This window comes from Clostridium sp. 19966 (genome assembly GCF_032335695.1).
In the GTDB taxonomy this organism is placed as follows: Bacteria; Bacillota; Clostridia; order Clostridiales; family Clostridiaceae; genus JACTOJ01.
In genome coordinates this window covers 261242-285769 of sequence record NZ_JACTOJ010000002.1, presented here as the reverse complement: position 1 = coordinate 285769, position 24528 = coordinate 261242, and the positions used below count along the sequence as shown (strand labels likewise).

Here is a 24528-nt window from a genome sequence, read left to right as displayed (position 1 = left end):
ACAAAATTAAAAATGTGAACGGGGGAATATGGATGTTAAAAAGAAAAAAATTATTTATCTCCTTATTGACAGTAGTAATGCTGACTTCATCTTTAATGATGGGATGTAAGAAATCAGACAATAGTTCTGCTGCAAATGATTCTGCAGCTTCAAGCAGCAGCTATCCATTAAAAACTGACGTTACCTTAACTTGGTGGGTTGGGTTTAGCCAAATACAAGGCTATGGAAATATTAAAACTGAAAATGATACAGAATTTGCAAAAGAACTTTTGAAAGAAACAGGAATAAAGGTTAAGTATGTTCATCCATCTGGTAATGACACCTCAGGAGCACTAAATTTATTAATTGCCTCAGGCGATTTGCCAGACATCATTGAAAATGATTGGTATTCCTTTGCTGGAGGCCCAGAGGCGCCTATTAATAATGGAACTACATTAAAATTAAATGATTTAATAGATAAATACTCTCCTAATCTAAAAGCCTATCTGAAGAAGAATCCTAATTTAGATAAAGCTGTTAAAACTGACTCAGGAACTTACTATTGCTATCCATTCTTAAGAGATGATGATAAATTAACCACCTATTTAGGACCAATTGTCAGAAGAGATCTATTGGACAAATTAGGGTTAGAATCACCAACTACTATTGATGAATATGAAAACGTACTCACTAAGTTTAAAGAATCCGGAATAAAGTCACCTTTAACTTTTGATTGGGGAGCTATAGGATGGAGCTCAGCTTTTGTTGGGGCTTATGGCGTTAAACCTGGATTATATGTTGAAAATGGAAAAGTTAAATTTGGACAAGCGGAGGAAGGTTATAAGGATTTCTTAACATTAATGAAAAAATGGTACATCAGCGGTCTCTTGGACAAAAATTTCGCAACTTTGACAGGAGATCAAAAAGCTACGGCTATGACCAGTGGCAATTCTGGCGTAAGCATTGGACTTGGGGGTGGAAATATGGCAGCATGGCAGACTAATGCTGATAAGACTGGAAATGGATTTAAGTATGAAGGAGCTAAATATCCAGTGCTTGAAAAAGGAGAAACACCTAAATTCGGACAGCAGGATAGCAGATATACCACATATAATGCAGCCGCTATAACTACAAAATGTAAATACCCAGAAATAGCTGCAAGGCTCCTTGACTTTGGATATAGTGAAAAAGGTGCTAAGCTTTATAACCTTGGAATAGAGGGAAAATCTTATACTATGAAAGACGGAAATCCTACTTATACCGACACTGTATTAAATAATCCAGATAAAATAGCTAGAAGCAGTGTAATGGCTAACTATACTCGTTATGCGGGATCTCCTACTATACAGCAGGTTTTAACTCAGCAGTTAGCAACGCCTCTTCAAAAAGCAGCCACAGAAACTTGGAAAACAGATGCTTCAAAATATAATCTGCCACAGATATCTTTAAAATCCGATGAAAGCTCAGATGCTGCTTCTATAATAAATGGAATAAATACCTATGTGAACGAAATGTCCTTTAAATTTATTATGGGAACTGAGCCTTTATCAAATTTTGATAAATATGTTGATCAGCTTAATAAGCTAGGACTTCAGAAGTATCTAAAATATAATCAGGATGCTTTAAACAGATATAATAAACGTTAATCCTTAAATTAAAATCATAAACTGTGTTTGCATACCCTCTTATGGAAATTATCTAAACTTTGGGTATGCAAATTTCTAATACTTTGTATGTGAGTGTTTCTCATGGGGAGGAGTGATATTACATGTTGCAAGTTAACAAGAAAGTAAGAATTGACAGCTTTGGCACTAGGGTTAAAAAAGACTTTAAGAAGAATAAAGAATTATATCTTTTAGTATTGCCTGTGGTTTTATTTTATTTAGTATTTTGTTACAAGCCTATGTATGGAGTAATAATAGCATTTAAGGATTTTAATCCTTCAAAGGGGATTCTAGGAAGTAACTGGATAGGGTTTAAATATTTTACTGACTTTTTTAGCAGTTATTATTTTGTAAGATTGATGAAAAACACTTTAATAATCAGTGTAACTTCCTTGATTTTAGGTTTTCCAGCTCCTATCCTACTGGCACTATTGATTAATGAACTAAGAGTTAAATGGTTTTCTAGAATTGTGCAGACCATAACCTACATTCCCCACTTTGTATCTCTCATAGTTGTTTGCGGAATGATAGTAGATTTTTCACAAATCGGAGGAGTGCTCAGTTCTATAGTAGAATTTTTTATAGGTAAGCAGGTAAATCTTCTTTCCGTTCCAAGTTACTTTGTGCCGCTTTATGTAAGTACCAATATATGGAAAGAAATTGGATTTTCTTCAATTATATATATAGCTGCGCTCATGGGAATAGATCAACAGCTGTATGAGGCTGCTCAGATTGATGGCGCGAATAAATGGAAGCAGCTGCTTCATGTTACTTTACCTGGAATTGCCCCTATGATTATAATAATGTTTATTCTTGCCATGGGAGGTTTATTAAATGTAGGTTATGAAAAAATTATTCTTCTATATAATCCTATGATTTATTCCACCTCTGATGTAATATCCACTTTTGTATATAGGCGAGGACTTCTGGAAAATAATTTTGGATATAGTACTGCCGTGGGTTTGTTCAATTCAATAATTAATTTTATATTGATTTATGCTACAAATAAAATAAGCAGAAAAGTCAATGATACTAGTCTGTGGTAAGGAGTGATATATATGCGAATAAAACAGAGTGTTGGAGAAAAGGTTTTTAATGTGTTCAATATTATTTTTATGCTTATAATTGTTGTAATTACTCTTTACCCATTTTGGTACGTAGTAATGGCTTCCTTTAGCGATGGTTCGAAATTAATGCAGCATACAGGGCTGCTCTTTAAGTCTATAGGTTTCAGCTTTGATGCCTATAAAGTAACCTTCCAGAATGCTATGCTAGGCAAAGGGTACTTAAATACAATTTTTATAGTTACAGTAGGTACCTTTCTTAATATAGTAATGACAGCAATAGGAGCATATTTCTTATCAAGAAAAAATGTAATGTGGAAAAAGGTTATAATGTTCGGAATAGTTTTTACTATGTATTTCAGTGGAGGGTTAATACCATTCTATTTGACAGTAAAGGAATTACATCTTGATAACAGTCTTTGGGCATTAATTATTCCTAATCTAGTAAGCACTTATAATTTGATAATTATGAGAACAGCATTTATGGCAATTCCTGATAGCTTAGAAGAATCTGCAAAGTTAGATGGAGCAAGTCATTTTACTATTCTGTTAAAAATTATACTTCCTTTGTCAGGACCTACTATAGCCGTTATGGTTTTATATTATGGAGTAGGGTATTGGAATTCTTGGTTTAATGCTAGTATTTTCTTAAGAAATAGAGAGCTATTTCCTTTGCAATTAATACTTAGAGAGATTCTTCTGCAAAACACAAATGCTGATGTAAATAATACGCTTATAGATCAAGAATCAATCAGTCAAACAATAAAGTATGCTTTAATAGTTGTTTCTACAGTACCGGTATTATGCATATATCCATTTTTACAGAAATATTTTGTAAAAGGTGTAATGATTGGTGCGCTAAAAGAATAAGATTTGTTTTTAAAGAACTGACGATATAAAGCTTTATTTGAAAAGGTACATTGAAATTATGTGCCTTTTTACTTGTCATTTATTGTATACTAAAATATATAAAAATGTTTACATTATAATCTATTGTATGGAGAGGAGTAAATATAATGAAAGAAAGAGCTCTTGAAATTATGAAGAAAGCCAATGATTATTGGATTGCTAATAATCCAAAGCCAGGTCGGGCATTTTGGGATGAAGCAGTTTATTTTACTGGTAATATGGAGGCATATTATGTAACTGAGGATAAAAGATATCTTGACTATGTCAATAAATGGGCTGAGCTAAATCAGTGGAAGGGCGCTAAAAGCGGTGATAAATACAATTGGAAATATACCTATGGAGAAACTGACGAATTTGTTCTCTTTGGAGATTGGCAGGTTTGCTTTCAAACTTATATAGATTTATATAATCTTGATGAAAAGAAGGATGAAAAGAAAATTGCCAGAGCTTTAGAAGTTATGGACTATGAAACCTCAACGGAGAGAGAGGATTATCTGTGGTGGATAGACGGACTTTATATGGTGATGCCAGTACTGATTAAAGTTTATAATATTACAGGTGAAGAAAAATATATTGATAAATTATACAGTTATTATAAGTATGCAAAAGATGGGTTTTTCGATGAAGAAGATGGGTTCTGGTATAGAGATATTAAATACATATATCCTAAACATAAGTCGCCAAATGGTAAAAAAGAATTTTGGTCACGCGGTTCAGGATGGGTTTTTGCAGCTCTAGCTAAAGTCCTAAAGGATATAAAAATTGATAATCCTTATAGGAATGAATTTATAGAAGTATTTAAAAAGATGGCTAAAAGCATTAAAAGAGCTCAGCAGGCAGAGGGATATTGGACAAGAAGTATAATGGATCCTGAACAAGGACCTGGACCAGAAACTAGTGGTACAGCCTTATTTACTTATGGTTTAGCTTGGGGAATTAATAATCATATCATAGGCGTGGAAGAATATAAAGATACACTACTTAAGGCATGGTCATATTTATCTGGCAAAGCACTTCAGGAAGACGGAAAAGTGGGATATGTACAGCCTATTGGAGAAAATCCATCTCCTGACATAATTGTTGATAAGACATCTACTTCAAATTTCGGCGTAGGAGTATTTCTGTTAGCTTGTTCCGAGATTGCTAAATTAAATTTTTAGTTTTGTTTTAAACCAGTGTTGATTTTTACACTGGTTTAAAACAATTTTTTAGTTAAGAAGATTGCTTGCACTAATTGTATTAGTAGTAAGCAATCTTTTTTATATGTAAGCAAACCCTTACTGTGAGCAATATTAAAATCAATTTACTGTCAATCGAGGTATATATGAAGTATAATGGCTAATAGTGGAATAAAATATTGAGAGGTAATAATATGAATAGAATATTAGCACTAGAAAAAGCAAGCAAATATTATGGAGAAAAGAACATATTCACTGATATTAATATCGAAATATTTCAGGGAGAAATGGTGAAGATATCAGGAGAAAATGGATGTGGCAAGAGTACATTGGTTAAAATACTAGCGGGGATGATAAATTTAACAAATGGAAATAGAAGGGCTGAAGCTGATTTGAATGTTGCATATGTTCCAGATATATTTCCTAAGCTACCTATAGCAACAAAGGAGTATTTATATATGATGGGAAAAATTGAAGGGCTGCAGAAAGAGTATTTAGAAAATAGAATACAGAATTTATTAGATTATTTTAATATTAATGAAGAAATGAGGAATGAACAAGTTAGAAATCTTTCAAAAGGAACTATTCAAAAAGTATCCATTATCCAAGCGGTTTTAAGCATTCCCAAAATCATTATTTTAGATGAACCCTTTTCTGGATTAGATGATATATCAATTAATAAGCTGATATATTTACTTAAGGACTTGAATGAAAGAGGATCAACTGTAATTTTTACATGTCATGAAGAAAATACAGCTAATGAGTTGAAGTATAAAGAAATATCTATAGCTAATGGGAAAATAGTAATAGATAAGAAACTTGCTGAAGAAGCTAAGCAGGAGAAAATGAAAATTTGTTTTAAAGGCAGCATAGAAAAAAAGGAAGTAATGAATTTTAGAGAAATCGAAAAAATAAACTTTGATAAAGGCAGCTGTTCAATTATAGTGAAGAAAAGTAAATCTGATGAAATATTGAAAAAACTTTTAAATATGAATTTTTCTATAGAATATGTGGACAAGTATTACAAAGAAGAACAACTGCAAAAGGAGAAAAGAGTATGAAAGATATAGTGAATTATATATTAAAATATTATATTAAAAAATATAGATATGTAGCGCCGATTATTTTATTCCTGATATTTTTAAGAATAAATTATTCTCAATATCCAATGGGTGTGTGGAATAATTATAGCTTTACATGTTTAGTAGTATTTATATTTTCTATATGGATAAGTTATGGATTCTTTGAATTTGAAGATAAAACTCAGCAGTATCTGGCTATTCTTCACAGTAAAAGTGAAATTAGGTTTTATATGAGTAAGATTGCAGCAAATTTAATTTTTCTTATTCCCTTAGATGTTATTGTAGTTCTTCTTCCTGTGATTTCAAAGTTATTTGATAGAAGGATAACAATAGGTGAGCTAGTGGCAGCTTTAGCTTTGCATTTATTGTCCAGCTTGATTGCAATAAGCGTAACTTCAATAGTTCTATCAGGAATAATTAAAGATAAAAGCTATTGCATAATGATATTATTTTCTTTAATAGTGTTAACAGCAGCAAAGACTGGTATAATTTCTAGCATGCCGTATTTTAGCTTTCTAAGATGGATACTACCTCCAGTGGATATACTCAATAGTGAGCTTAATTCACTAGGAGAGCAGTCTGTGTACCATATCGATATAAAATTTTTAGCAAATATATTATACGAATTAATATATTCGACAATACTTTTAGCTTTTTATTTAAAAATTACAATAAAAAGGTTGCTATGAGAAAATATACCTGAATATGCCATTAAAATAGCGTTTAAAAACTTATTATATTTTTGTGAGAAGTTACAAAATATTGTACTAAAAACGTATGAACCTAGATATAGAGCCGTTTTAATAAATGTTTTAATAGAATTAAAATATTGAAATTTATTGTCATAAATGATAAAATTGTTACATGATTGAAAACGTTCACTAGAAATATTATCAAGTATTTAGACTAGAAGGCTAGGGGGGAGATTACCATGTCAAAGTTCAATGTGGGATTTAAGAAAATTAAGACAAAAAATGATTTGGAAAAAAGAGCCATCAAAAAATATAAATCCATAAGAAATATAAAGATTCAAAGCAGACTTACGTTTTCATTAATAATATTACTTGCTCTATCAATCGCTGCTATAAGCGTATTGGTATATAAAACATCAATTAATTCAATAAAAAATAAATCTATATCCTACTCTGAAAGTATACTTAATCAAGTGACAATAAATGTGGAAAAGAAATTTACATCTATTGAAAACAGCGCTGATAAGGTAAGCGAAAGTGAGATAGTATCAAACATGCAAAAGATTTTAAATACAGATGATTCCTTCGAGAAGTATAATGCAATCTCAAGTATCAACACTGAAATTAGTGCATTAGGCAGCTCAAATAAAGAAATTAATAACATTTGCATAGTTGATAAAAATAAAAATATATACGGAACCTTTCCAAGTTTTTTAAGTGTTAGTGATAAAGACAAAATAATAGAAGGATACTTAAATAAAGACAAAATAATAGAAGGATACTTAAATAAATTAAACAATTCAAATGGTAAAGCTGTATGGTTTCATAGCGATGCTAATTCTCAACAGACGTCAGATTACTTAATCATGCTTAAGACCATTAAAGATGATGGAAATAATAATATTGGTTTTTCTATTACAAGCTATAAGACTTCTGATATAGGAGATATATATGACAATATAGATTTAGGCTCAAATACATACTTATTTACTTCAACTAATGATGGAACTATATTAAATGTTCAAAATGGTAAAACCTTGGATTCGCTATATAAGGGAAAAAACTTTTCTACAAAGTTTTTATCAAAGGATTTAGGAAAGGGAGTAAAATCTTTTGATGGAGGCAGCGATATAGTATTGACTTCTAATGTAGCTAATACGAGCATTTATACTTCGGCTATAATACCTAAAGCTAGTTATTCCAGTTCTATAGACTTCATGTTAGCTTATATTTTAATTGTTGGAATTGTTTGTTTTGCAGCAAGTATAATAATTTTATCCATACTGTCCAATAGCATAACTATACCGCTAAAAAAATTTGTTAATGCAATAAATACGGTAGGAAGCGGGGATTTAACGTATAAAACAGAAGATTCAGCTAAGGATGAAATAGGTATAATAAGCAGAAATTTTAATGAAATGACAGAAAAAATCTTTCTTTTGGTAAGTGACATGAGGGAATTATCAAATAATGTTTATGAAAACACAGAAAAGATAGAAGAATTAGCTAAACATTCTAGTTCAGGATCTTCAGCAGTAGCTTCAACTATGGAGGAAATGGCAAAAGGATCTCAGGGACAAGCTCAAGGAGTACTTAAAGGAGTAAAATCTATGGAGGAGTTGTCTGGGGATATTAATAAAATAGCTGAAAATATTTCAAAGGTTTCAAATGTGGTTGAAGCAACAAAAGCCAACATAAGTGATTCTATTAGAGCAGTAAGCGATTTAAATGACAAAGCAAAGCAGACGGATAGCTTTTCTCAAGAGATAGTTCATGAAATAAATAATTTAAATGATAATATGAAGGAAATAAAAGAGATAACAGATATTATTATGTCTGTTTCTGAGCAAACAAATCTATTATCACTTAATGCTGCGATTGAAGCTGCAAGAGCAGGGGAAGCAGGAAGAGGGTTCTCTGTAGTTGCAGATGAAGTAAGAAGACTAGCAGATCAGTCCAAGGAGGCTTCTATAAAAATAGTTTCTATAATCGAAGAAATAAAGGAAAAAACTGAAGCTACAACAAAGGAAGCAAATGATGCTACAGATATAATTAAAGTTCAAATGCAGTCTGTGGAAGAAACAACTAATACATTTAAAAATATGCAAGCTTCTATGGAAGCTGTGAACTCAAAAATTATAACAATGAATGAATCCGTAGAAAATATAAAGAATGTTAAAGAAAGCACCATGGAAATGATGGAACAAATATCAGCTATATCAGAAGAGACAGTATCTATTACAGAAAGTGTATCTGAAAATACAGAAAATCAGATTGGAGACATAAAGGAGCTTAGTAAATTAATAGATATTCTTACAGATATGGCGAAAGAACTTAGCAGCTCAACAGAGAAATTTAAGATATAAAATTATAAATATGTCTTCAATAGGGGTGATAATATGAAAAAATTAAAAATTCCAAATTTAAGACTTTTTAAGGATAAAACAAGCAAAAGCAAAAAACATAAAAGTAGTTCTTCAAAGGGTAAGAAGAGTGTTAATTTTGTAAAAAATTTTACTAATAAATCAGTTGATATTTCTAAGAGAATGAGAAGAACCAATATTAGAAAGAGATTGGTGATTTCCTTTGTTATAATACTTGTTATACCTATACTTGCTATATCTGTTTTTTCCTCCTTGTATTCTAAAGGAATTATGGGGAGCAAAATAACTAATTTTTCATCTCAGGAGATAAAGCAGATAAGCAAAAATATAGGAAGTCAGCTGGATGAATATAAATCCGGTGTTTTAGAGATCACTACAAACAAGCAAATACAAGATAGTCTTGCTAAATTTAACAGCCTAAATGACCAAGATAAAAGCGACTTTTTAGCAAGTCTTAAAAGCAAAGTAACTGACAGATATGATAAAAATAAAAACGTAGTATCCTATGCTATGCTTACAGCAGATAAGCAACAAGTAATAGGCAAAAATTATGATTCCTCTGTCTTAGCAAGTTCTGACGCCAAATCAGGACAGATCACTATGAATTTATTAAAAGGCAGTGACGGAAAATATTATATTAACTTTTTTAGAGGTATTATATCTAATTCAACTTTATCTAATATAGGATATTTGTATTTGAATCTTGATGAAAATTCTCTCTACGATATATATAAGGATAACATCAAAAGTAGTGACAGCAGCCTATTTATAATAAATTCTAAGGGAATGGTTATTTCCAGCAAGAACAAAGCTGAAATAGGAAATAAATACTCTGATAATAACCTTATAAATACTGCTATAAAAGATGATGGCACGGGAAAGATTAAAATAGGTTCTGCTTCTTATTACATATCATATTCCAACATAGATAGTACGGATTGGCATGTTGTAAGCTTGGTTCCAACCAGTTATGTAAACAATGAATCCTTACAAGTCATACGTGCAATCATAATCATAGCTGTAATTATATTTATCATAGCGTTGCTGATGTCCTTTGCTATATCTTATAGCATATCTGCACCGTTAAATAAACTTATGAAGTCTATTGAAAAGGCTAAAGATGGAAATTTTGTTGTTGACAGCCATGATGACAGTTTAGATGAAATAGGACTAGTTAACAGAAGCTTCAACGAAATGATGAATAAAATGAATTCTATAATAAAAAATACAAAAGAAAAAGCAGATAATGTTTTGCAAAGCACCAATAAGATTTCAGCGGTTTCACAAAAATCTTTTAAGGTGTCAGAGGAAATAGCCTCTACCATGAATGAAGTAGCAAAAGGATCTTCAGATCAAGCAGACGGAATGACTAAATGTATTAATTATATAGGAGAGCTTTCAGAAGGAATAAACCATATGGAAGAAGGAATAGAAGACTCTGCAAAGTTCATTCATCAAACTAATGTTATGAGTGAAGAAACTAAAAACTCCATAGCTATTTTAAAAGGAAAATCACAGGATACGAAAACTGTTACTGAGGGAATATCTAGAAATGTTAAGGAACTTAGCAGCAGCATGAAGGAAATTGAAAAAATAACTAAGGTTATGGTGGAGTTATCGGATCATACTAACCTATTATCACTAAATGCTGCTATTGAAGCAGCAAGAGCTGGTGAAGCTGGAAAAGGCTTTACAGTTGTATCAGAAGAGGTAAGAAAGCTTGCGGATCAGTCTAGAAGTTCCTCTGTAAAAATAAGCAATATAATAGCTGAGCTTAAGGAAAAGGTAGATAGAATAGTTGAAAAAGCATCTAATACAAGCAAGATAATAAAAAATCAGGAAGAAGCGATAGATGAAACCAGCATCGATATAGAAAATATTATAAGTGCGATGAGTGAGGTAGATTCAAGGGTAAATACTATAGTTGATGACATAGCTAGTATAAGTGAGTTAAAAGAAAAAACTTCAGCTTATATTGAAGATATAAGTGCTGTATCCGAAGAAACTGCAGCTATAACTGAAGAAGTTACGGCCACTGCTCAAGAGCAGATTTCAGATATGGAAACTTTAGCAGAGGCAGCTCAGAAATTAGATTCTATGGTAAAGAAATTAGATGCTACAATGTCAATGTTTGTAGTTGAATAATTGACCATCATAAAAATAAGAAGTATAATTATAAAATCTGTATGAATGATTATAGCTTTTTTAAACTAGGAGGTAAGGTTTATGTTTAAGATTTTTGTTGATGGTCAGTATGGAACTACTGGTTTGAGGATAAATGAATATATGCAAAAACACTCTCAAGTGGAGCTTATAAATTTGGACTTTGAAAAGCGTAAGGATATTAGCGCTAGAAAAAAATGTTTGAATGAGGCGGATGTGGTTTTCCTATGTTTGCCGGATGCGGCTTCTAAAGAGGCGGTGGCTCTTATAGAAAATGAAAATACCAAGGTGATAGATGCAAGTACGGCTCACAGAACTAATGAGGATTGGGCATATGGAATACCTGAGTTAAGCAAAGAGCAGAGAGAAAAAATAAGGATATCTAAGAGGGTAAGCGTTCCAGGGTGCCATGCATCTGCAACAATAATGGCTATAGCACCATTGGTAAAGGCCGGAATAATTTCAGCTGACTATCCCTTGAATATATTTTCTATAACTGGATACAGCGGTGGCGGTAAGCAGATGATAGAAACTTACGAAACCAGTGAGGAAGAATACCTGAAATCTCCAAGACCATATGCGCTTACACTTAATCATAAGCATCTTCCAGAGATAAAAAAGCATTCAGGACTTAATAACTATCCTATATTTATACCAGTAGTAAGTAACTATTACAAGGGTCTTGCAGTTAGTATACCTCTTTACACTAATATGTTGAATAAGAGCAAAAGCCCTAAGGAAATAGCTGAGTTCCTTTCGCAATACTACGAAGGAGAACAATTTGTAAATATTACTCAATATGGTGATGATAGCACATTGATAGATGGAGCGTATAACATAACAGCTTGCAATGATACTAATAATGTGGAGATATCTGTGTTCGGAAATGAAGAAAGAATAGTATTGATAAGCAAATTAGACAATTTAGGTAAAGGAGCCTCTGGTGCTGCTGTACAGAATATGAATATAATGCTTGGACTAGATGAATCCATAGGATTAAAATAATGGTGTTTTTGACAAATCCCCTTTCTATAGGTACTATATAGAGAAGGGGATTTTCTATTATTATTTATGATAGGGAGTAGGTCGATGTGAAAATAAACCGTAAGATAAAAATAAATAAAAAAATATACACGTACTTGCCTATAATGCTAGCTGCCATTCTTCTTTTTATATTGGAAAAAGATGAAATCATGAGATTAAAGAATCTTTGGGATCCGATAACCATAAGAGATTGGATAAATTCTTTCGGACAATTTGGAATAGTTATATTCATACTGCTTCAAATAATTCAAGTAGTTATATTTGCTATACCTGGAGAAGTAGTTCAGCTAGCTGGAGGATACATATACAATGCATTTTGGGGAACAGTACTGTCTATTGTGGGAATACTTTTGGGGTCTGCTATAACCTTTGGCATAGGAAGAAAATTCGGAGAAGATTTACTGAGAAAGATAATACCTAGCAGGCATTATAATAGTGTAAATAGCGTTATAAATAGACCTAAAAATAAATTAGTGTTATTTATATTATATGTAATTCCAGGCATTCCTAAAGACATCCTTGGCTATGTTGCTGGCATTACAAAATTAGGATTTAAACCTTTTATAATCATTTCTACGCTTGGAAGAATCCCAGGGGTATTTATTTCAGCATACATGGGAGCTAATATATATAATAGAAAATATTCTTCGCTTTTAGTTTCTGCTATCATACTTTTCCTGATTTTCATTTTGCTTATGGTAAATAAAGATAAAATAATTAGATATTTTACTAGAGATTAGTTTAAGGGTTAAAAGCTAATTAAAATAATAGAGCATATGTCTAAGCAAAGCATGAACTTAGGCATATGTAACTAACCCTATGCTTGTAAATGTTTACTAAAGCTATATAAACAATATATTAGCAGGAATATTGATATTTTAATAATTGGGAAATGTTTTATTTAAAAATGGAAATTCATATAAAGATATTATTATAATATATTATATATGTAGTATAAAATGAGGTGAGATAATGTATTTGAATTCAAAAGATATAGATAAATTGATGCTTCACTATGCAGGGGAATTAGCAAAGCAGAGAAAGGGTAGAGGACTTAAGCTTAACTATCCGGAAGCGGTTTCATTAATATGCTCAGAACTAATGGAGGCAGCAAGAGATGGAAAAAGCGTTACTGAGCTGATGCAATATGGGGCTACAATATTAAAAAAAGAGGATGTTATGGATGGAGTGGACAGCATGGTAAGTGAGGTGCAGATAGAAGCAACTTTTCCTGATGGAACTAAATTAGTTACTGTTCACAATCCTATAAGATAGGTAAGGAGGAAAATTATGATTCCTGGAGAGATATTTATTAAAAATGAATATATCATATTAAATGATGGACGCAGAACAGAAATTATAACAGTAGTAAATACTGGAGATAGACCCATTCAAGTAGGTTCACATTTTCATTTTTTTGAAACTAACAAAGCACTCCAATTTGATAGAGAAAAAGCTTACGGCATGCACCTTGATATACCCTCTGGAACAGCAGTTAGATTTGAACCTGGAGAGGAAAAAGAGGTTCAATTAGTGGAGCTTGGTGGAAATAAGTATGTTTCTGGACTTAATGGACTCACTGAGAAGAAAGCCTGTGATGAAAATAAACTGGAAGCATTAGAAACAGCAAAAAGTCTTGGATTTAAGGGAGTGAAATAAATGAGCTATAAGATATCAGGTAAAGAGTATGCAAATATGTATGGTCCCACTGTAGGCGATAGAATAAGGCTAGCAGATACCGAGCTTATAGTAGAAATTGAAAAGGATTATACAGTATACGGAGATGAATGTAAATTTGGAGGCGGTAAAACTCTCAGAGATGGTATGGGTCAATCTGCTAGAGCTTTAAGAAAAGAAGGTGTGCTAGATCTGGTAATAACAAATGCTGTAATAATAGATTATACCGGCATATATAAAGCAGATATAGGCATAAAGGATGGAGAAATAGCAGGTATAGGCAAGGCGGGAAATCCAGATGTGATGGATGGCGTTGATGAAAATATGATAGTAGGAGCATCTACTGAAGCTTTAGCTGGGGAAGGGCTTATAGTTACTGCAGGCGGTATAGATTCTCATATACATTTCATATCTCCGCAGCAGATAGAAACAGCTCTTTATAGCGGAATAACCACTATGATAGGAGGAGGAACAGGTCCTGCAGATGGAACTAATGCTACCACCTGTACTCCGGGAGCTTTTTACATAGAAAAAATGCTTCAAGCAGCGGATGCATTTCCAATGAACCTTGGTTTCCTAGGCAAAGGAAATTCCTCCAGCGAGAAGGCCTTAGAGGAACAGGTGGAAGCAGGAGTCATAGGACTTAAACTTCATGAGGATTGGGGCAGCACACCAAAGGCTATAGATACATGTCTTAAGGTGGCAGATAAATATGATGTACAGGTAGCCATACATACTGATACATTAAATGAAGCTGGATTTGTAGAGGATACAATGAATGCTATTGCAGGAAGAACTATTCATACCTATCATACAGAAGGAGCAGGCGGTGGGCATGCACCAGATATAATTAAGGCAGCTTCCTTTAAAAATGTATTACCTTCCTCCACAAATCCTACAAGACCATATACAGTAAATACCATAGATGAGCATTTAGATATGCTTATGGTATGTCATCATCTGGATAAAAATGTGCCAGAAGATGTGGCTTTTGCAGATTCTAGAATAAGGCCTGAAACCATAGCAGCGGAAGATATTCTTCACGATATGGGAGTATTCAGCATGCTTAGTTCAGATTCTCAAGCTATGGGAAGAGTTGGAGAGGTTATTATAAGAACTTGGCAAACCGCTGATAAAATGAAAAAGCAGAGAGGCGCTCTTCCAGAAGACACTGCTGAAAATGATAATTTTAGAGTGAGAAGATATGTTGCTAAGTACACTATAAATCCTGCTATTACTCATGGTATTTCTAAATATGTAGGCTCTGTAGAAAAAGGAAAGTTTGCTGATTTGGTGCTTTGGAGACCGGATATGTTTGGAGTGAAACCTGAAATGATAATAAAAGGCGGAGTTATAATTGCCAGCAAAATGGGAGATCCTAATGCGTCAATACCAACTCCTCAGCCAGTTATATATAGAAATATGTTTGGAGCTTTTGGAAAGGCTAAATATTCTACCTGCATCACTTTCGTATCTAAAGCTTCCATAAGCAATGGAAATATCAAAAAGCTTGGATTGGAAAAGATAATACTACCTGTGGAAAAATGCAGAAATATAAGTAAGAAAAATATGAAGCTTAACGATAAGACTCCTAAAATAGAAGTGAATCCAGATACCTATGAAGTTACTGTTGATGGAGACAGAATAACCTGTGAACCAATAAAGGAAGTTCCTTTGGCTCAAAGATATTTCTTGTTTTAGTATGTTGCATTTTTGGTAAAATTACCATTTGGGAGTGAACTTATATGATTATTGAAGAAAAGATTGGCAATGAAAAGGAATATGATTTAAAGGGAAAAGAAATAGATTTTATTGACATAGAGTGGTATGAAGTAAATAAGAAAATATTTAAAACACAAAGCAGAAATGGAAAAGAGGTTGGAATAAGATTTTCTGAGCACAAGCATCTTACTCAGGGAGATATATTATATTTGGATGAGAAAGAAGCTCTTTTAGTAAATATAAAAGAAAGCAAAGCTATAGCTGTTGAGCCTAAAACCATGGAAGAAATGGGAAAGCTGTGCTTTGAAATAGGCAACAAGCATGTGCCTGTCTTCATCCATGGCAGCAGGGTTGAAGTAGCCTATGATGAACCTCTTATGAAGCTTCTGGAACAAAAGGGTTTTGAACCTAAGAAAGTCACAACAAAACTCATAAATGGATTGGAGAGTCATCATCACCATGAGTAATGCAGCTTTATTTACTTTGCTTCAGATAAGCGACTCCATATTTCCAATAGGCTCTTACACTCAATCAAATGGATTGGAAACTTATGTTCAGAAAAATATAGTCAAGGATTCTGCTTCTGCTAAAAAATATTTATATAATATGCTTTGCTACAATATAAAGTATGGTGATGGATTAGGCATGAAGCTGGCTTATGAAGCTGCTCTAGGCAAAGACATAGAATATCTTCAGAGAATAGATAATATTTTACATACTTCAAAGGGAGCTAAAGAAATTCGAGAAGGAAGTTTAAAGCTTTGTTTAAGGTTCCTAAAGCTCATAAATAAATTTGATGAAAAGGAAGCTGTATTGAAATATTCAGAACTGATCAAAAATGGAAAGTGCTATGGAGTATATAGCATAGCTTTTGGAATATTTGCTGCTGAGTCGAATATTTCATTGGATATGGCCTTATCAGCCTATATATATAATCAATGCTCCAGCATAATAAATAATTGTGCTAAACTCATACCAATAGGACAAATGGATGGGCAAAGCATACTTTTTAATATGCAAAGCACTATGGAAGAAGTTAAGAAAGACATAATAGGACTTAGTGAAGAAGAACTTGGAAGGTGCTGTCCGGCCTTTGAAATAAGAGCTATGCAGCATGAAGAGTTATATTCGAGGTTATATATGTCGTAGGGGGAGTAAAAATGAGTTACGTGAAGATAGGAATAGCGGGACCTGTAGGTTCTGGAAAAACAGCTCTCATAGAGAGACTTACTAGAGAAATGAGCAAAGATTACAGCATAGGCGTTGTAACTAATGATATATACACCCAGGAGGATGCGGAATTTTTGGTTAAAAATAGTGTTCTGCCTAAGGAAAGAATAATAGGCGTAGAAACTGGAGGATGCCCTCATACGGCAATAAGAGAAGATGCATCCATGAATCTGGAAGCTATAGATGCATTAATAGATAAATTTCCTGATATAGAATTAGTATTTATAGAGAGCGGAGGAGATAATCTATCCGCTACCTTTAGTCCTGAGCTTGCAGATTCAACCATATATGTGATCGATGTATCTGAAGGGGATAAAATACCAAGAAAAGGCGGCCCTGGCATAACAAGATCAGATTTGATGATCATAAATAAAATAGATTTAGCTCCATATGTGGGTGCCAGTTTAGAAATTATGGATAGAGATTCAAAAAAGATGAGAGGACAAAAACCTTTTATATTTACTAATCTTAATGATGGAACAGGACTAAAAAATGTTATTCAGTGGATAAAGGATAATGTGCTGCTAGAAAATTGCTAGAGCATAAAAAGGAGAAAAATAGTGCCTAATAGTTACATAAAAGAAAGCAATCTATTCATAGAAACCTGCGTAAAAGATGGCAGGACCATACTTAAGGATAGTTATTTTACTGCTCCTTTTAAGATAACTAGCCCATTTTATAATGAAGAAGATAATAGAATGAAGCTTTGCATAATGAGTGTTTCGCCAGGGATGCTAGAGGGAGATAGATATAAAATCAAGTATGTACTTAATGCTGGCAGCAGACTGCATATATTTTCTCAGTCCTATAATAAGGTGTTTTCTATGAAACAGGATTGTGCAAAGCAGGATATAGAAGTAACAATTAAAGATGGAGCAAGCCTTGAATATTATCTTTATCCAACTATACCATATAAGGATTCTGCCTTTAGGGGAACTGCAAAATTTGCTTTGCATGGAGAAAGTGATCTATTATATAGGGAGATAATGTCCTGCGGCAGATATGCCATGGGAGAAAAGTTTGATTTTAAGGAGTTTTCTTCTAAAGTAAGTATCTATATGGATGAAAAGCTGATATTCTTTGATAATACACATCTTGAACCAAAGCTGCAGCAGCTACAGGATATGGGAATATATGAAGGATTTACTCATGCTGCTAATGTATTTATAGCTAATAAAAGATTAAGCTACGAAATTAAAAAGAATCTCCAGAACATATTAAAAGAGTATGATAGTATAGAATATGGTATAAGCATTCCATACGAATTTATCATGGTGGTAAGAATTCTTGGAAAAAGCAGCGACAAGCTTATGAAAATAACAGATAGATTAAAAGACGAAATATCAGCTATATTAAGCATAAAAAATAAAGGGCAAGGGCCTGCATAGATTTGTGTAAATCAAATCTATGTAGGCTATTTTATGTATAGCTGGTAGTTATGATAATAATAAAAATATTTTTGGAGATAAAATACATATAAAAAATTTAGTTCTACCAGATATAGATTTATATTAGGATTTAAGCAAGGAGATGATAAACTTGGCAATAACCAGAAGGATAACTATAGATTTAAATAATAGCGTTCCATACGTATTTATGAATTCTGATATTAAATTTGTAGCTATAAAACCAGATGATACAATAATATATAATAGTTCTGAAATCGAAGATGCCATAAATGTGCTAGAAAATGTAAATATTGATGATGTTGTAGAATCTGCTAATGAATTTACTGCAATTAAAAATAAACTTGAAAATGAAATATCAGCACTTTACCTAATTGCAAATAAAAAATATGCTTGTTTTGGAGATAGTATAACAAGTGATCAGGTGACAGGAATAGGAACAGCAGTTAATGAACAATTATCAACTTCCCTTGTTGGTAATTTTGCGTGTGGATATGCTTGCTGTTCAGATTGGCATTCAGGGGATACAAATATAACTACAATTACATTAGTTACTCCGCAAAACACTAACACTGATGATAATGTGCTTTCCAATCAAATCAGAAGAATATTACAACATACTACAGCGAATGGGGCACAAATAATTTGGAATCATCCTATTGATGGAGCATTTTCAATTGATACATCTATAGGAACAGGTCTAGGTCATACTACAGATATTCCAGAGATAATTTATATAGCTATTGGTACTAATGATGGAAAAAATGATAATGTACCTATTAATGATGATACAGGCAGCGTATTTGGACAAGCTTACTCAGAACTTACAAGAAATAGCATAGCTTCTGCATTAAGATGGGCAATCGAGACCTTACAATCTGCTTATCCAAATGTTCAAATATTTGTTGCTTCACCTTTGCAAGCTGATACAACACAAACATGGATGCAATTCAATAATGGAAAACTTAAAAGAGATATTATTGAAAGGGTTTGTCAATTTTGTAGTGTATATTTTATTGATTCATTCAATGAAAGTGGATTCTCAGTTCTAAATGCTCACAATCATGGAGAAATTCATCCTGATTTAATATGGAAGAACAATATAACTAAATTTGTATCTACCAGAATAGTAGAAAAGTTTATTAATAGATGAAATATTTGTAATTTAAATCGCCTTTTTTCATCAGCAATTAGAATTTATGCATATACATTCTTGCTACTGCCACAAAATTGTGACAGTGCAAGAATATTTTAAAAATACATATTTGGACATCCAATTTATTCATTTCGTCTTTTTAGTTTCATAATTTCTTTATCCTTTAATTAAAGCTCTTTTTCTATCTTAGTAGTAAAGTCTTTTACACCGATTTAAAGCTTCGTTATTTTATAATGTAAAGCTTCCTACAGACTTATTTAGCTTTTGAGATAAAACCTCTTGTTTTTCAACCGTACTTGCAGCTTCTTCTAGTGCTAATGAAATTTCAGTAAGGCTATCATTTATAGTTTCTGTAGAAGAAACAGTTCTTTCAGACATTTCTGCTACACCTTCAATCGCACCGCTGATGTCTTCCATAGCTTGGTTAACCGAATTTATTGAAGAAGATAATTCATTGGATACGTCAGCAATGAATGAAGCATCTTTTTCATATTGAACTCCCGTAGTTAAAAGAAGAGAATAATCACCTTTTACATTTATATTTACAAAGTCCAGTATTTCCTGTGAGCTAGAAGATAAATTATTGAATACATCCCTAACCTTAGATACTAGATTTTCTATGTTAGAGATGGCTTGAGCAGATTGCTCTGCTAATTGCTTAACCTCTTCAGCTACAACTACGAAACCTCTTCCCTGTTCACCAGCTCTGGATGCTTCTATGGCAGCATTTAAGGCAAGTAAATTAGTTTGTTCAGCTATGGATTTTATTGTATCAGCCATTATTTCAATATTATCAACAATCTTACCATCTTCTATGGCTTTAATAATGTGAGCTTGTTTTTCCTCATATTTTGAGGTAGCAGCATGAATTGAAGCTTCAACCTTGGTTTTCATATTAGTAGCTCTAACTTTCATTTCCTCAGAGGAGCTGCTAGTATTTGCTACTTTTTCATTAAGAGTAGTTACTATAGAAGTAATCTCTTCTATAGAAGAGTTGATTTCCTCTATGCTGGAACTTAATTTTTCAGCTCCTTCAGATAAGTGGAGAGAAGAAGCATTTATATTTTCCACCTTAGAAACTGAAGCGTTGGAGCTAGAAAATAATTTAACGCTGGACTCTTTTATATCATTTGAACTAGTAGATATATCGCTAAGTAAAGTTTTAATATTTGATACTGCTGAATTTATGGATTTAGCAAGCTTTGAAAGATCATCATTTCCAACTGTCTTCAGCTGACCTGAAAAATCACCTTCACCTAATTTTTTTGTGAATTTAGTAATGGCATTTAATCTTTTAAGTACTAGAATATCATAGAACAATACAATAATAATTACTGTGATTATTATACTTATTCCAGAAGAGATATAAACACCTAGGTTTCTGCTTATCATAGGATTAGGTCCGCCTAAAGTATTAAGAGTTTGTCTGCTTTTTTCAATTCCAAAACTAACAGCTCGTCCTATATAGGAGCTCAGTATTTGAACTATCACCACAATTGCTATTAGTTTGAATTTAATTGAATTAATAGTCATATCTGCAATCTTTTTTTTCATTTGATTAACCTCCATATAATGAAAAAATTAATTCATATCTTATTTATTTTACCATAATTAATTAATTAGTTAAATCTAATTAACATATTAAATAAAATTTAACTAATGTATTTAATTATAAATAAGTAGTTGCTATAATAGAGAAGAAAAGTTATAATTATTTTACAAAATATGTAATTACAAAGGAAGTGAAATTAATGAATCCAGTAGCATTTACTGTATTTGGACTAGATATTAGATGGTACGGTATATTAATATCAATAGGAATGGTATTAGGAATATTAATAGCTGAGTACAACTGTAAGTATAGAAATGTAAATTTTGATTTTCTTACAGATGTTATTATAGTAGCTATACCTATTGGAATAATTGGTGCCAGACTTTATTATGTTATATTTCAATTTAATGAGTACAAAGGTAATCTTATTGACATGTTTAATATTAGGCAAGGTGGACTTGCAATACATGGAGGAATAATATTTGGTGTACTTGCAGGATACCTGATGGCAAGAAGGAAAAAGCTGAACTTTTTAGCTTTGGCGGATGTGGCTGCACCATCTATTATTTTTGCACAGGCTATGGGAAGATGGGGAAACTTCTTTAATCAGGAAGCTCATGGAGGAGAAGTTTCAAAGGCTTTTATAAGCCATTTTCCTAGTTTCATACAAAATGGCATGTTAATAGACGGAAGTTATTATAATCCAACCTTTTTATATGAATCTTCCTGGAACCTTTTAGTGTTTATATTTTTAATGTTTATGATTAGAAAGAATAAGAAAGATGGGACAATATTCTTTTTATATGTAGGATTATATTCATTAGCCAGATTTTTTATAGAAGGAATGAGAACGGATAGCTTGATGTTCTTTGGACTAAGAGCAGCTCAAATGGTTAGTATATTAGGAATGATTTTATCAATAGTTGCTGTTTACTTCATAAATTATAGAAAAGTTAAAAAGGAATAGGGAATTTATGGAGGGATAGCTTTGGTATTGTTTTTAATAATTGGAATCGCCATATCTGTACTTTTTATTAGTGCAGTACTGACTATGCAGACGAAGAAATTAAAAAAAAACAATAGAAAAGCGGATAAAGCTTTACAGATATTATTTATAAAAGATATGTTTGTTATGGCAATAATAATGATTTTAACTGTGATCATCATACCATATTCAATATGGATTTTTGGGCATAAAGGGATGGTAGATGATGAAGTAGTAAAAGAGCAGAAGAATATATATGTTATTGATTCAAACAGTAAGCTGTATGTTAAAAAAAATGTAGTTGATATCGATGGAGTGCAAAAAGAGTACTATTTGGTCAATATAAATGAATACATAAGACAGTTGGATGCTTTTGAATGCGGCAATACTGAAATCATTGAACAAAGGGGAACAGATCCCAAATATTACAGAGTAGCATTATATAAAAATTATAAACTTCTAGGGAAGGATATAATAAGTAAATCAGTGAATGATATGTTTTCTAACATCTATCTTTATTCTGGAAAGGCTCAATATATAAAAGATATAATAAGAATATATGTGCCTAATTCTTAATGAAATGCAATTTAAAGCATAGCCTTTCCCGCTGAAGGAAGTTTTAAATAAGGATAAAAATCAGCACTTAGTTAAAACAGAGCCAAAATATTCTATAAAAGCAGGAACTTATTTAAGTCTTCCTGTTTTTTATAGAATATTTTTTTTTAAGTATGGAAGGCTTATAATATAAAAAAATTTAAATTGGCATTTGACAAAAACTAAAATAGTGCTATAATAAAAATATCAGAAGATAATGATTATTAAACAATAAGTAATCTTTACCTTGGATAGGGTGATAAAGATGCCTAGACCAACAAAATACAGAAAAGTTGAATGTTTTCCTTGCGAAGCCTGTTTTGGTCCATATGAAAAGGAAAAAGAAGGTTTAGAGGAAATAGAACTAAAAATTGAGGAATTAGAAGCCATGAGATTAAAAGACATAGCTGAATTTTCTCAAGAGCAGTGTGCAGAAAAAATGGATGTATCCAGACAAACTTTTCAGAATATAATAGATAGTGCTAGGAAAAAGGTGGCTATAGCTCTTACAGAAGGCAAGATAATAAATATAAGAGGTGGTAACTATCTACCCAAGCAATGCATTTATTTATGTAAGGTTTGCGGAGAAACATACCAGCCGAGTACAGAATTTGATATATCAAATTGTCCCAAGTGTGGGAGTCAGATGGTTATGTGCTGCAGCACTGAAAAAGAATGCAAAAGATGGTGTCAGTGCCATGAAATAAAATTAAAATAATAGGAGGAATTAAAATGAGCGTTACAGTATATACTACAAATACATGTCCATGGTGTGTAAAGGCAAAAGCATATTTAAAGGAAAAGGGTGTTGAATACAAAGAAGTTAATGTCTCACAGGACAGACAGGCAGCAATGGAAATGATAAATAAATCAGGACAAAGAGGAGTTCCTGTTCTTGATATTGATGGAAATATCGTTGTTGGATTTGATAAGGCAGCTATTGACGAATATATATCTAAGTAATTAACTATAACCCCTTAATTATATAGGCTATGTTTTAATGAATCTCATTAGGACATAGCCTAAAAAATATGTATTTATGCGTGAGGTGATTAGAGCATGAGTAAAGAGATAAAAGAAATAGATTTGCTTATAGTAGGAGGAGGACCAGCTGGACTTACAGCGGCCATGTATGCCTCCAGAGCTAAATTAAACATGGTGATGGTAGAGGATGCGTTAGTTGGAGGCCAGGTAAGAAATAGTTACACCATAGAAAATTATCCAGGATTTAAGACAATAGAAGGAGGAGCCTTGGCCGATATAATGGCAGATCAGGCTAAAGAACTGGGAGCTGTAATAGATGATTCTGATAGTTTGATAAGCGTGAAACTTAGTGACGAAGAAAAGCTTATTGAAACAGAAAAATATATTTATAAGCCAAAAGCATTAATTATATCCACAGGTGCTACACCAAGAAAGCTGCCTATTCCTGGTGAAGAAAAATTTTCAGGAAGAGGAGTTCATTACTGTGCAGTATGCGATGGTGCAGTTTATGAAGGATCAGTTTTGGGAGTAGTAGGAGGAGGAAACTCAGCTCTTGAGGAAGCACTATTCTTAACTAGATTTGCTTCCAAAGTAATAATGATTAGAAGGTATGACTATTTTAAAGGGGAGAAATCCACTTTAGAAGAGGTACTTAAAAATCCTAAGATAGAGGTTATGTATAATTGGGATTTAGAAGATGTAGACGGAGATAAGTTTGTAGATAAGGCTAAAATAAAAAATACATTAAATGGTGAAGTGAAAGAAATACAGCTGGATGCAGTATTTGGTTATATCGGCACTGAACCTAAAACCCAGCTGTTTAAAGAAAGTATAAAGCTAACAGATTCAGGATATATACCTACGGATGAAAATATGCAGACTAATGTTAAAGGAGTCTATGCAGCTGGTGATGTTAGAGAAAAGCAATTTAGACAGATAACAACAGCTGTTTCAGACGGAACCATAGCGGCCTTGTCAGCTGAAAAATTTATAGTTGATTTAGCGAAGAACAAGAGATAAAAAAATAAAGCTGATTTTTGCAAAACACAAAAATCAGTTTTAT

General features: G+C 32.4%; 24 protein-coding genes. 23 read left to right on the top strand and 1 reads right to left on the bottom strand.

Annotated features, from left to right (window positions below; translation table 11 throughout):
* Positions 1-32 precede the first annotated feature (32 nt).
* From IAI10_RS03205 to IAI10_RS03120, 18 genes are all read left to right on the top strand, one after another.
* Entirely contained in the window at positions 33-1625 is a 1593-nt protein-coding gene (locus IAI10_RS03205) for an extracellular solute-binding protein (RefSeq protein ID WP_315671851.1), read from the top strand.
* Positions 1626-1747: 122 nt separating this feature from the next.
* Positions 1748-2689: an ABC transporter permease subunit gene (locus IAI10_RS03200; protein WP_315671850.1), complete on the top strand. Its 942-nt coding sequence runs from the start codon at positions 1748-1750 to the stop codon at positions 2687-2689.
* A 12-nt stretch (positions 2690-2701) separates the two neighbouring features.
* The gene (locus IAI10_RS03195; protein WP_315671849.1) at positions 2702-3577 is read left to right on the top strand and encodes a carbohydrate ABC transporter permease; all 876 of its coding nucleotides are present in this window, start codon (positions 2702-2704) and stop codon (positions 3575-3577) included.
* A 146-nt stretch (positions 3578-3723) separates the two neighbouring features.
* Positions 3724-4776: a glycoside hydrolase family 88 protein gene (locus tag IAI10_RS03190; protein ID WP_315671848.1), complete on the top strand. Its 1053-nt coding sequence runs from the start codon at positions 3724-3726 to the stop codon at positions 4774-4776.
* A 212-nt stretch (positions 4777-4988) separates the two neighbouring features.
* Positions 4989-5855 carry an ABC transporter ATP-binding protein gene (locus IAI10_RS03185; RefSeq protein WP_315671847.1) on the top strand — a complete coding sequence of 289 codons (867 nt, stop codon included), beginning with the start codon at positions 4989-4991 and terminating at the stop codon, positions 5853-5855.
* A complete protein-coding gene (locus IAI10_RS03180; RefSeq protein ID WP_315671846.1) occupies positions 5852-6565 on the top strand; it encodes a hypothetical protein in 714 nt (237 codons plus the stop codon). The genes IAI10_RS03185 and IAI10_RS03180 overlap by 4 nt, the downstream gene beginning before the upstream one ends.
* A 242-nt stretch (positions 6566-6807) precedes the next feature.
* On the top strand, positions 6808-8934 hold the full coding sequence (locus tag IAI10_RS03175; protein ID WP_315671845.1) for a methyl-accepting chemotaxis protein: 2127 nt from the start codon (positions 6808-6810) through the stop codon (positions 8932-8934).
* 33 nt (positions 8935-8967) lie between these two features.
* On the top strand, positions 8968-11097 hold the full coding sequence (locus tag IAI10_RS03170) for a methyl-accepting chemotaxis protein (RefSeq protein WP_315671844.1): 2130 nt from the start codon (positions 8968-8970) through the stop codon (positions 11095-11097).
* Between the two features lie 81 nt (positions 11098-11178).
* Complete coding sequence (gene argC, locus IAI10_RS03165; RefSeq protein ID WP_315671843.1) at positions 11179-12120, top strand: N-acetyl-gamma-glutamyl-phosphate reductase; 942 nt, start codon at positions 11179-11181, stop codon at positions 12118-12120.
* An 86-nt stretch (positions 12121-12206) separates the two neighbouring features.
* Complete coding sequence (locus IAI10_RS03160) at positions 12207-12899, top strand: TVP38/TMEM64 family protein (RefSeq protein WP_315671842.1); 693 nt, start codon at positions 12207-12209, stop codon at positions 12897-12899.
* Positions 12900-13131: 232 nt separating this feature from the next.
* Positions 13132-13434 (top strand): urease subunit gamma, encoded by a 303-nt coding sequence (gene ureA, locus IAI10_RS03155; RefSeq protein WP_315671841.1) that lies wholly within the window; start codon positions 13132-13134, stop codon positions 13432-13434.
* A gap of 15 nt (positions 13435-13449) precedes the next feature.
* Positions 13450-13818 carry an urease subunit beta gene (gene ureB, locus IAI10_RS03150; RefSeq protein WP_315671840.1) on the top strand — a complete coding sequence of 123 codons (369 nt, stop codon included), beginning with the start codon at positions 13450-13452 and terminating at the stop codon, positions 13816-13818.
* Positions 13819-15537 (top strand): urease subunit alpha, encoded by a 1719-nt coding sequence (gene ureC, locus IAI10_RS03145; protein ID WP_315671839.1) that lies wholly within the window; start codon positions 13819-13821, stop codon positions 15535-15537.
* 44 nt (positions 15538-15581) lie between these two features.
* Complete coding sequence (locus tag IAI10_RS03140) at positions 15582-16025, top strand: urease accessory protein UreE (protein ID WP_315671838.1); 444 nt, start codon at positions 15582-15584, stop codon at positions 16023-16025.
* Positions 16018-16707 carry an urease accessory protein UreF gene (locus tag IAI10_RS03135; protein ID WP_315671837.1) on the top strand — a complete coding sequence of 230 codons (690 nt, stop codon included), beginning with the start codon at positions 16018-16020 and terminating at the stop codon, positions 16705-16707. Before IAI10_RS03140 ends, IAI10_RS03135 begins: the two co-directional genes overlap by 8 nt.
* A gap of 11 nt (positions 16708-16718) precedes the next feature.
* On the top strand, positions 16719-17327 hold the full coding sequence (gene ureG / locus IAI10_RS03130) for an urease accessory protein UreG (RefSeq protein ID WP_315671836.1): 609 nt from the start codon (positions 16719-16721) through the stop codon (positions 17325-17327).
* 21 nt (positions 17328-17348) lie between these two features.
* Complete coding sequence (locus IAI10_RS03125) at positions 17349-18176, top strand: urease accessory protein UreD (RefSeq protein WP_315671835.1); 828 nt, start codon at positions 17349-17351, stop codon at positions 18174-18176.
* Between the two features lie 151 nt (positions 18177-18327).
* Positions 18328-19347: an SGNH/GDSL hydrolase family protein gene (locus IAI10_RS03120; protein ID WP_315671834.1), complete on the top strand. Its 1020-nt coding sequence runs from the start codon at positions 18328-18330 to the stop codon at positions 19345-19347.
* A 231-nt stretch (positions 19348-19578) separates the two neighbouring features.
* Here the strand turns inward: IAI10_RS03120 and IAI10_RS03115 are convergent, their stop codons facing one another.
* Entirely contained in the window at positions 19579-20904 is a 1326-nt protein-coding gene (locus IAI10_RS03115; protein WP_315671833.1) for a methyl-accepting chemotaxis protein, read from the bottom strand.
* A 197-nt stretch (positions 20905-21101) separates the two neighbouring features.
* On the opposite strand from IAI10_RS03115, the gene lgt reads away from it, so the two are divergent.
* From lgt to trxB, 5 genes are all read left to right on the top strand, one after another.
* Positions 21102-21869, top strand: coding sequence for a prolipoprotein diacylglyceryl transferase (gene lgt / locus IAI10_RS03110; RefSeq protein ID WP_315671832.1), 768 nt, complete (start codon positions 21102-21104; stop codon positions 21867-21869).
* Positions 21870-21890: 21 nt separating this feature from the next.
* Entirely contained in the window at positions 21891-22463 is a 573-nt protein-coding gene (locus IAI10_RS03105; protein WP_315671831.1) for a hypothetical protein, read from the top strand.
* A gap of 283 nt (positions 22464-22746) precedes the next feature.
* Positions 22747-23199 (top strand): DUF134 domain-containing protein, encoded by a 453-nt coding sequence (locus IAI10_RS03100; protein WP_315671830.1) that lies wholly within the window; start codon positions 22747-22749, stop codon positions 23197-23199.
* A gap of 14 nt (positions 23200-23213) precedes the next feature.
* A complete protein-coding gene (locus tag IAI10_RS03095; protein WP_315671829.1) occupies positions 23214-23444 on the top strand; it encodes a glutaredoxin domain-containing protein in 231 nt (76 codons plus the stop codon).
* Positions 23445-23540: 96 nt separating this feature from the next.
* On the top strand, positions 23541-24485 hold the full coding sequence (gene trxB / locus IAI10_RS03090; RefSeq protein WP_315671828.1) for a thioredoxin-disulfide reductase: 945 nt from the start codon (positions 23541-23543) through the stop codon (positions 24483-24485).
* Positions 24486-24528 lie beyond the last annotated feature (43 nt).

Excerpts from the sequence above, each read along its gene's own strand:
- IAI10_RS03205 (WP_315671851.1), top strand. The coding sequence starts at position 33 with ATGTTAAAAAGAAAAAAATTATTTATCTCCTTATTGACAGTAGTAATG.
- IAI10_RS03200 (WP_315671850.1), top strand. The coding sequence starts at position 1,748 with ATGTTGCAAGTTAACAAGAAAGTAAGAATTGACAGCTTTGGCACTAGG.
- IAI10_RS03195 (WP_315671849.1), top strand. The coding sequence starts at position 2,702 with ATGCGAATAAAACAGAGTGTTGGAGAAAAGGTTTTTAATGTGTTCAAT.
- IAI10_RS03190 (WP_315671848.1), top strand. The coding sequence starts at position 3,724 with ATGAAAGAAAGAGCTCTTGAAATTATGAAGAAAGCCAATGATTATTGG.
- IAI10_RS03185 (WP_315671847.1), top strand. The coding sequence starts at position 4,989 with ATGAATAGAATATTAGCACTAGAAAAAGCAAGCAAATATTATGGAGAA.
- IAI10_RS03180 (WP_315671846.1), top strand. The coding sequence starts at position 5,852 with ATGAAAGATATAGTGAATTATATATTAAAATATTATATTAAAAAATAT.
- IAI10_RS03175 (WP_315671845.1), top strand. The coding sequence starts at position 6,808 with ATGTCAAAGTTCAATGTGGGATTTAAGAAAATTAAGACAAAAAATGAT.
- IAI10_RS03170 (WP_315671844.1), top strand. The coding sequence starts at position 8,968 with ATGAAAAAATTAAAAATTCCAAATTTAAGACTTTTTAAGGATAAAACA.
- argC (WP_315671843.1), top strand. The coding sequence starts at position 11,179 with ATGTTTAAGATTTTTGTTGATGGTCAGTATGGAACTACTGGTTTGAGG.
- ureA (WP_315671841.1), top strand. The coding sequence starts at position 13,132 with ATGTATTTGAATTCAAAAGATATAGATAAATTGATGCTTCACTATGCA.
- ureB (WP_315671840.1), top strand. The coding sequence starts at position 13,450 with ATGATTCCTGGAGAGATATTTATTAAAAATGAATATATCATATTAAAT.
- ureC (WP_315671839.1), top strand. The coding sequence starts at position 13,819 with ATGAGCTATAAGATATCAGGTAAAGAGTATGCAAATATGTATGGTCCC.
- IAI10_RS03140 (WP_315671838.1), top strand. The coding sequence starts at position 15,582 with ATGATTATTGAAGAAAAGATTGGCAATGAAAAGGAATATGATTTAAAG.
- IAI10_RS03135 (WP_315671837.1), top strand. The coding sequence starts at position 16,018 with ATGAGTAATGCAGCTTTATTTACTTTGCTTCAGATAAGCGACTCCATA.
- ureG (WP_315671836.1), top strand. The coding sequence starts at position 16,719 with ATGAGTTACGTGAAGATAGGAATAGCGGGACCTGTAGGTTCTGGAAAA.
- IAI10_RS03115 (WP_315671833.1), bottom strand. The coding sequence starts at position 20,904 with ATGAAAAAAAAGATTGCAGATATGACTATTAATTCAATTAAATTCAAA.
- lgt (WP_315671832.1), top strand. The coding sequence starts at position 21,102 with ATGAATCCAGTAGCATTTACTGTATTTGGACTAGATATTAGATGGTAC.
- IAI10_RS03100 (WP_315671830.1), top strand. The coding sequence starts at position 22,747 with ATGCCTAGACCAACAAAATACAGAAAAGTTGAATGTTTTCCTTGCGAA.
- IAI10_RS03095 (WP_315671829.1), top strand. The coding sequence starts at position 23,214 with ATGAGCGTTACAGTATATACTACAAATACATGTCCATGGTGTGTAAAG.
- trxB (WP_315671828.1), top strand. The coding sequence starts at position 23,541 with ATGAGTAAAGAGATAAAAGAAATAGATTTGCTTATAGTAGGAGGAGGA.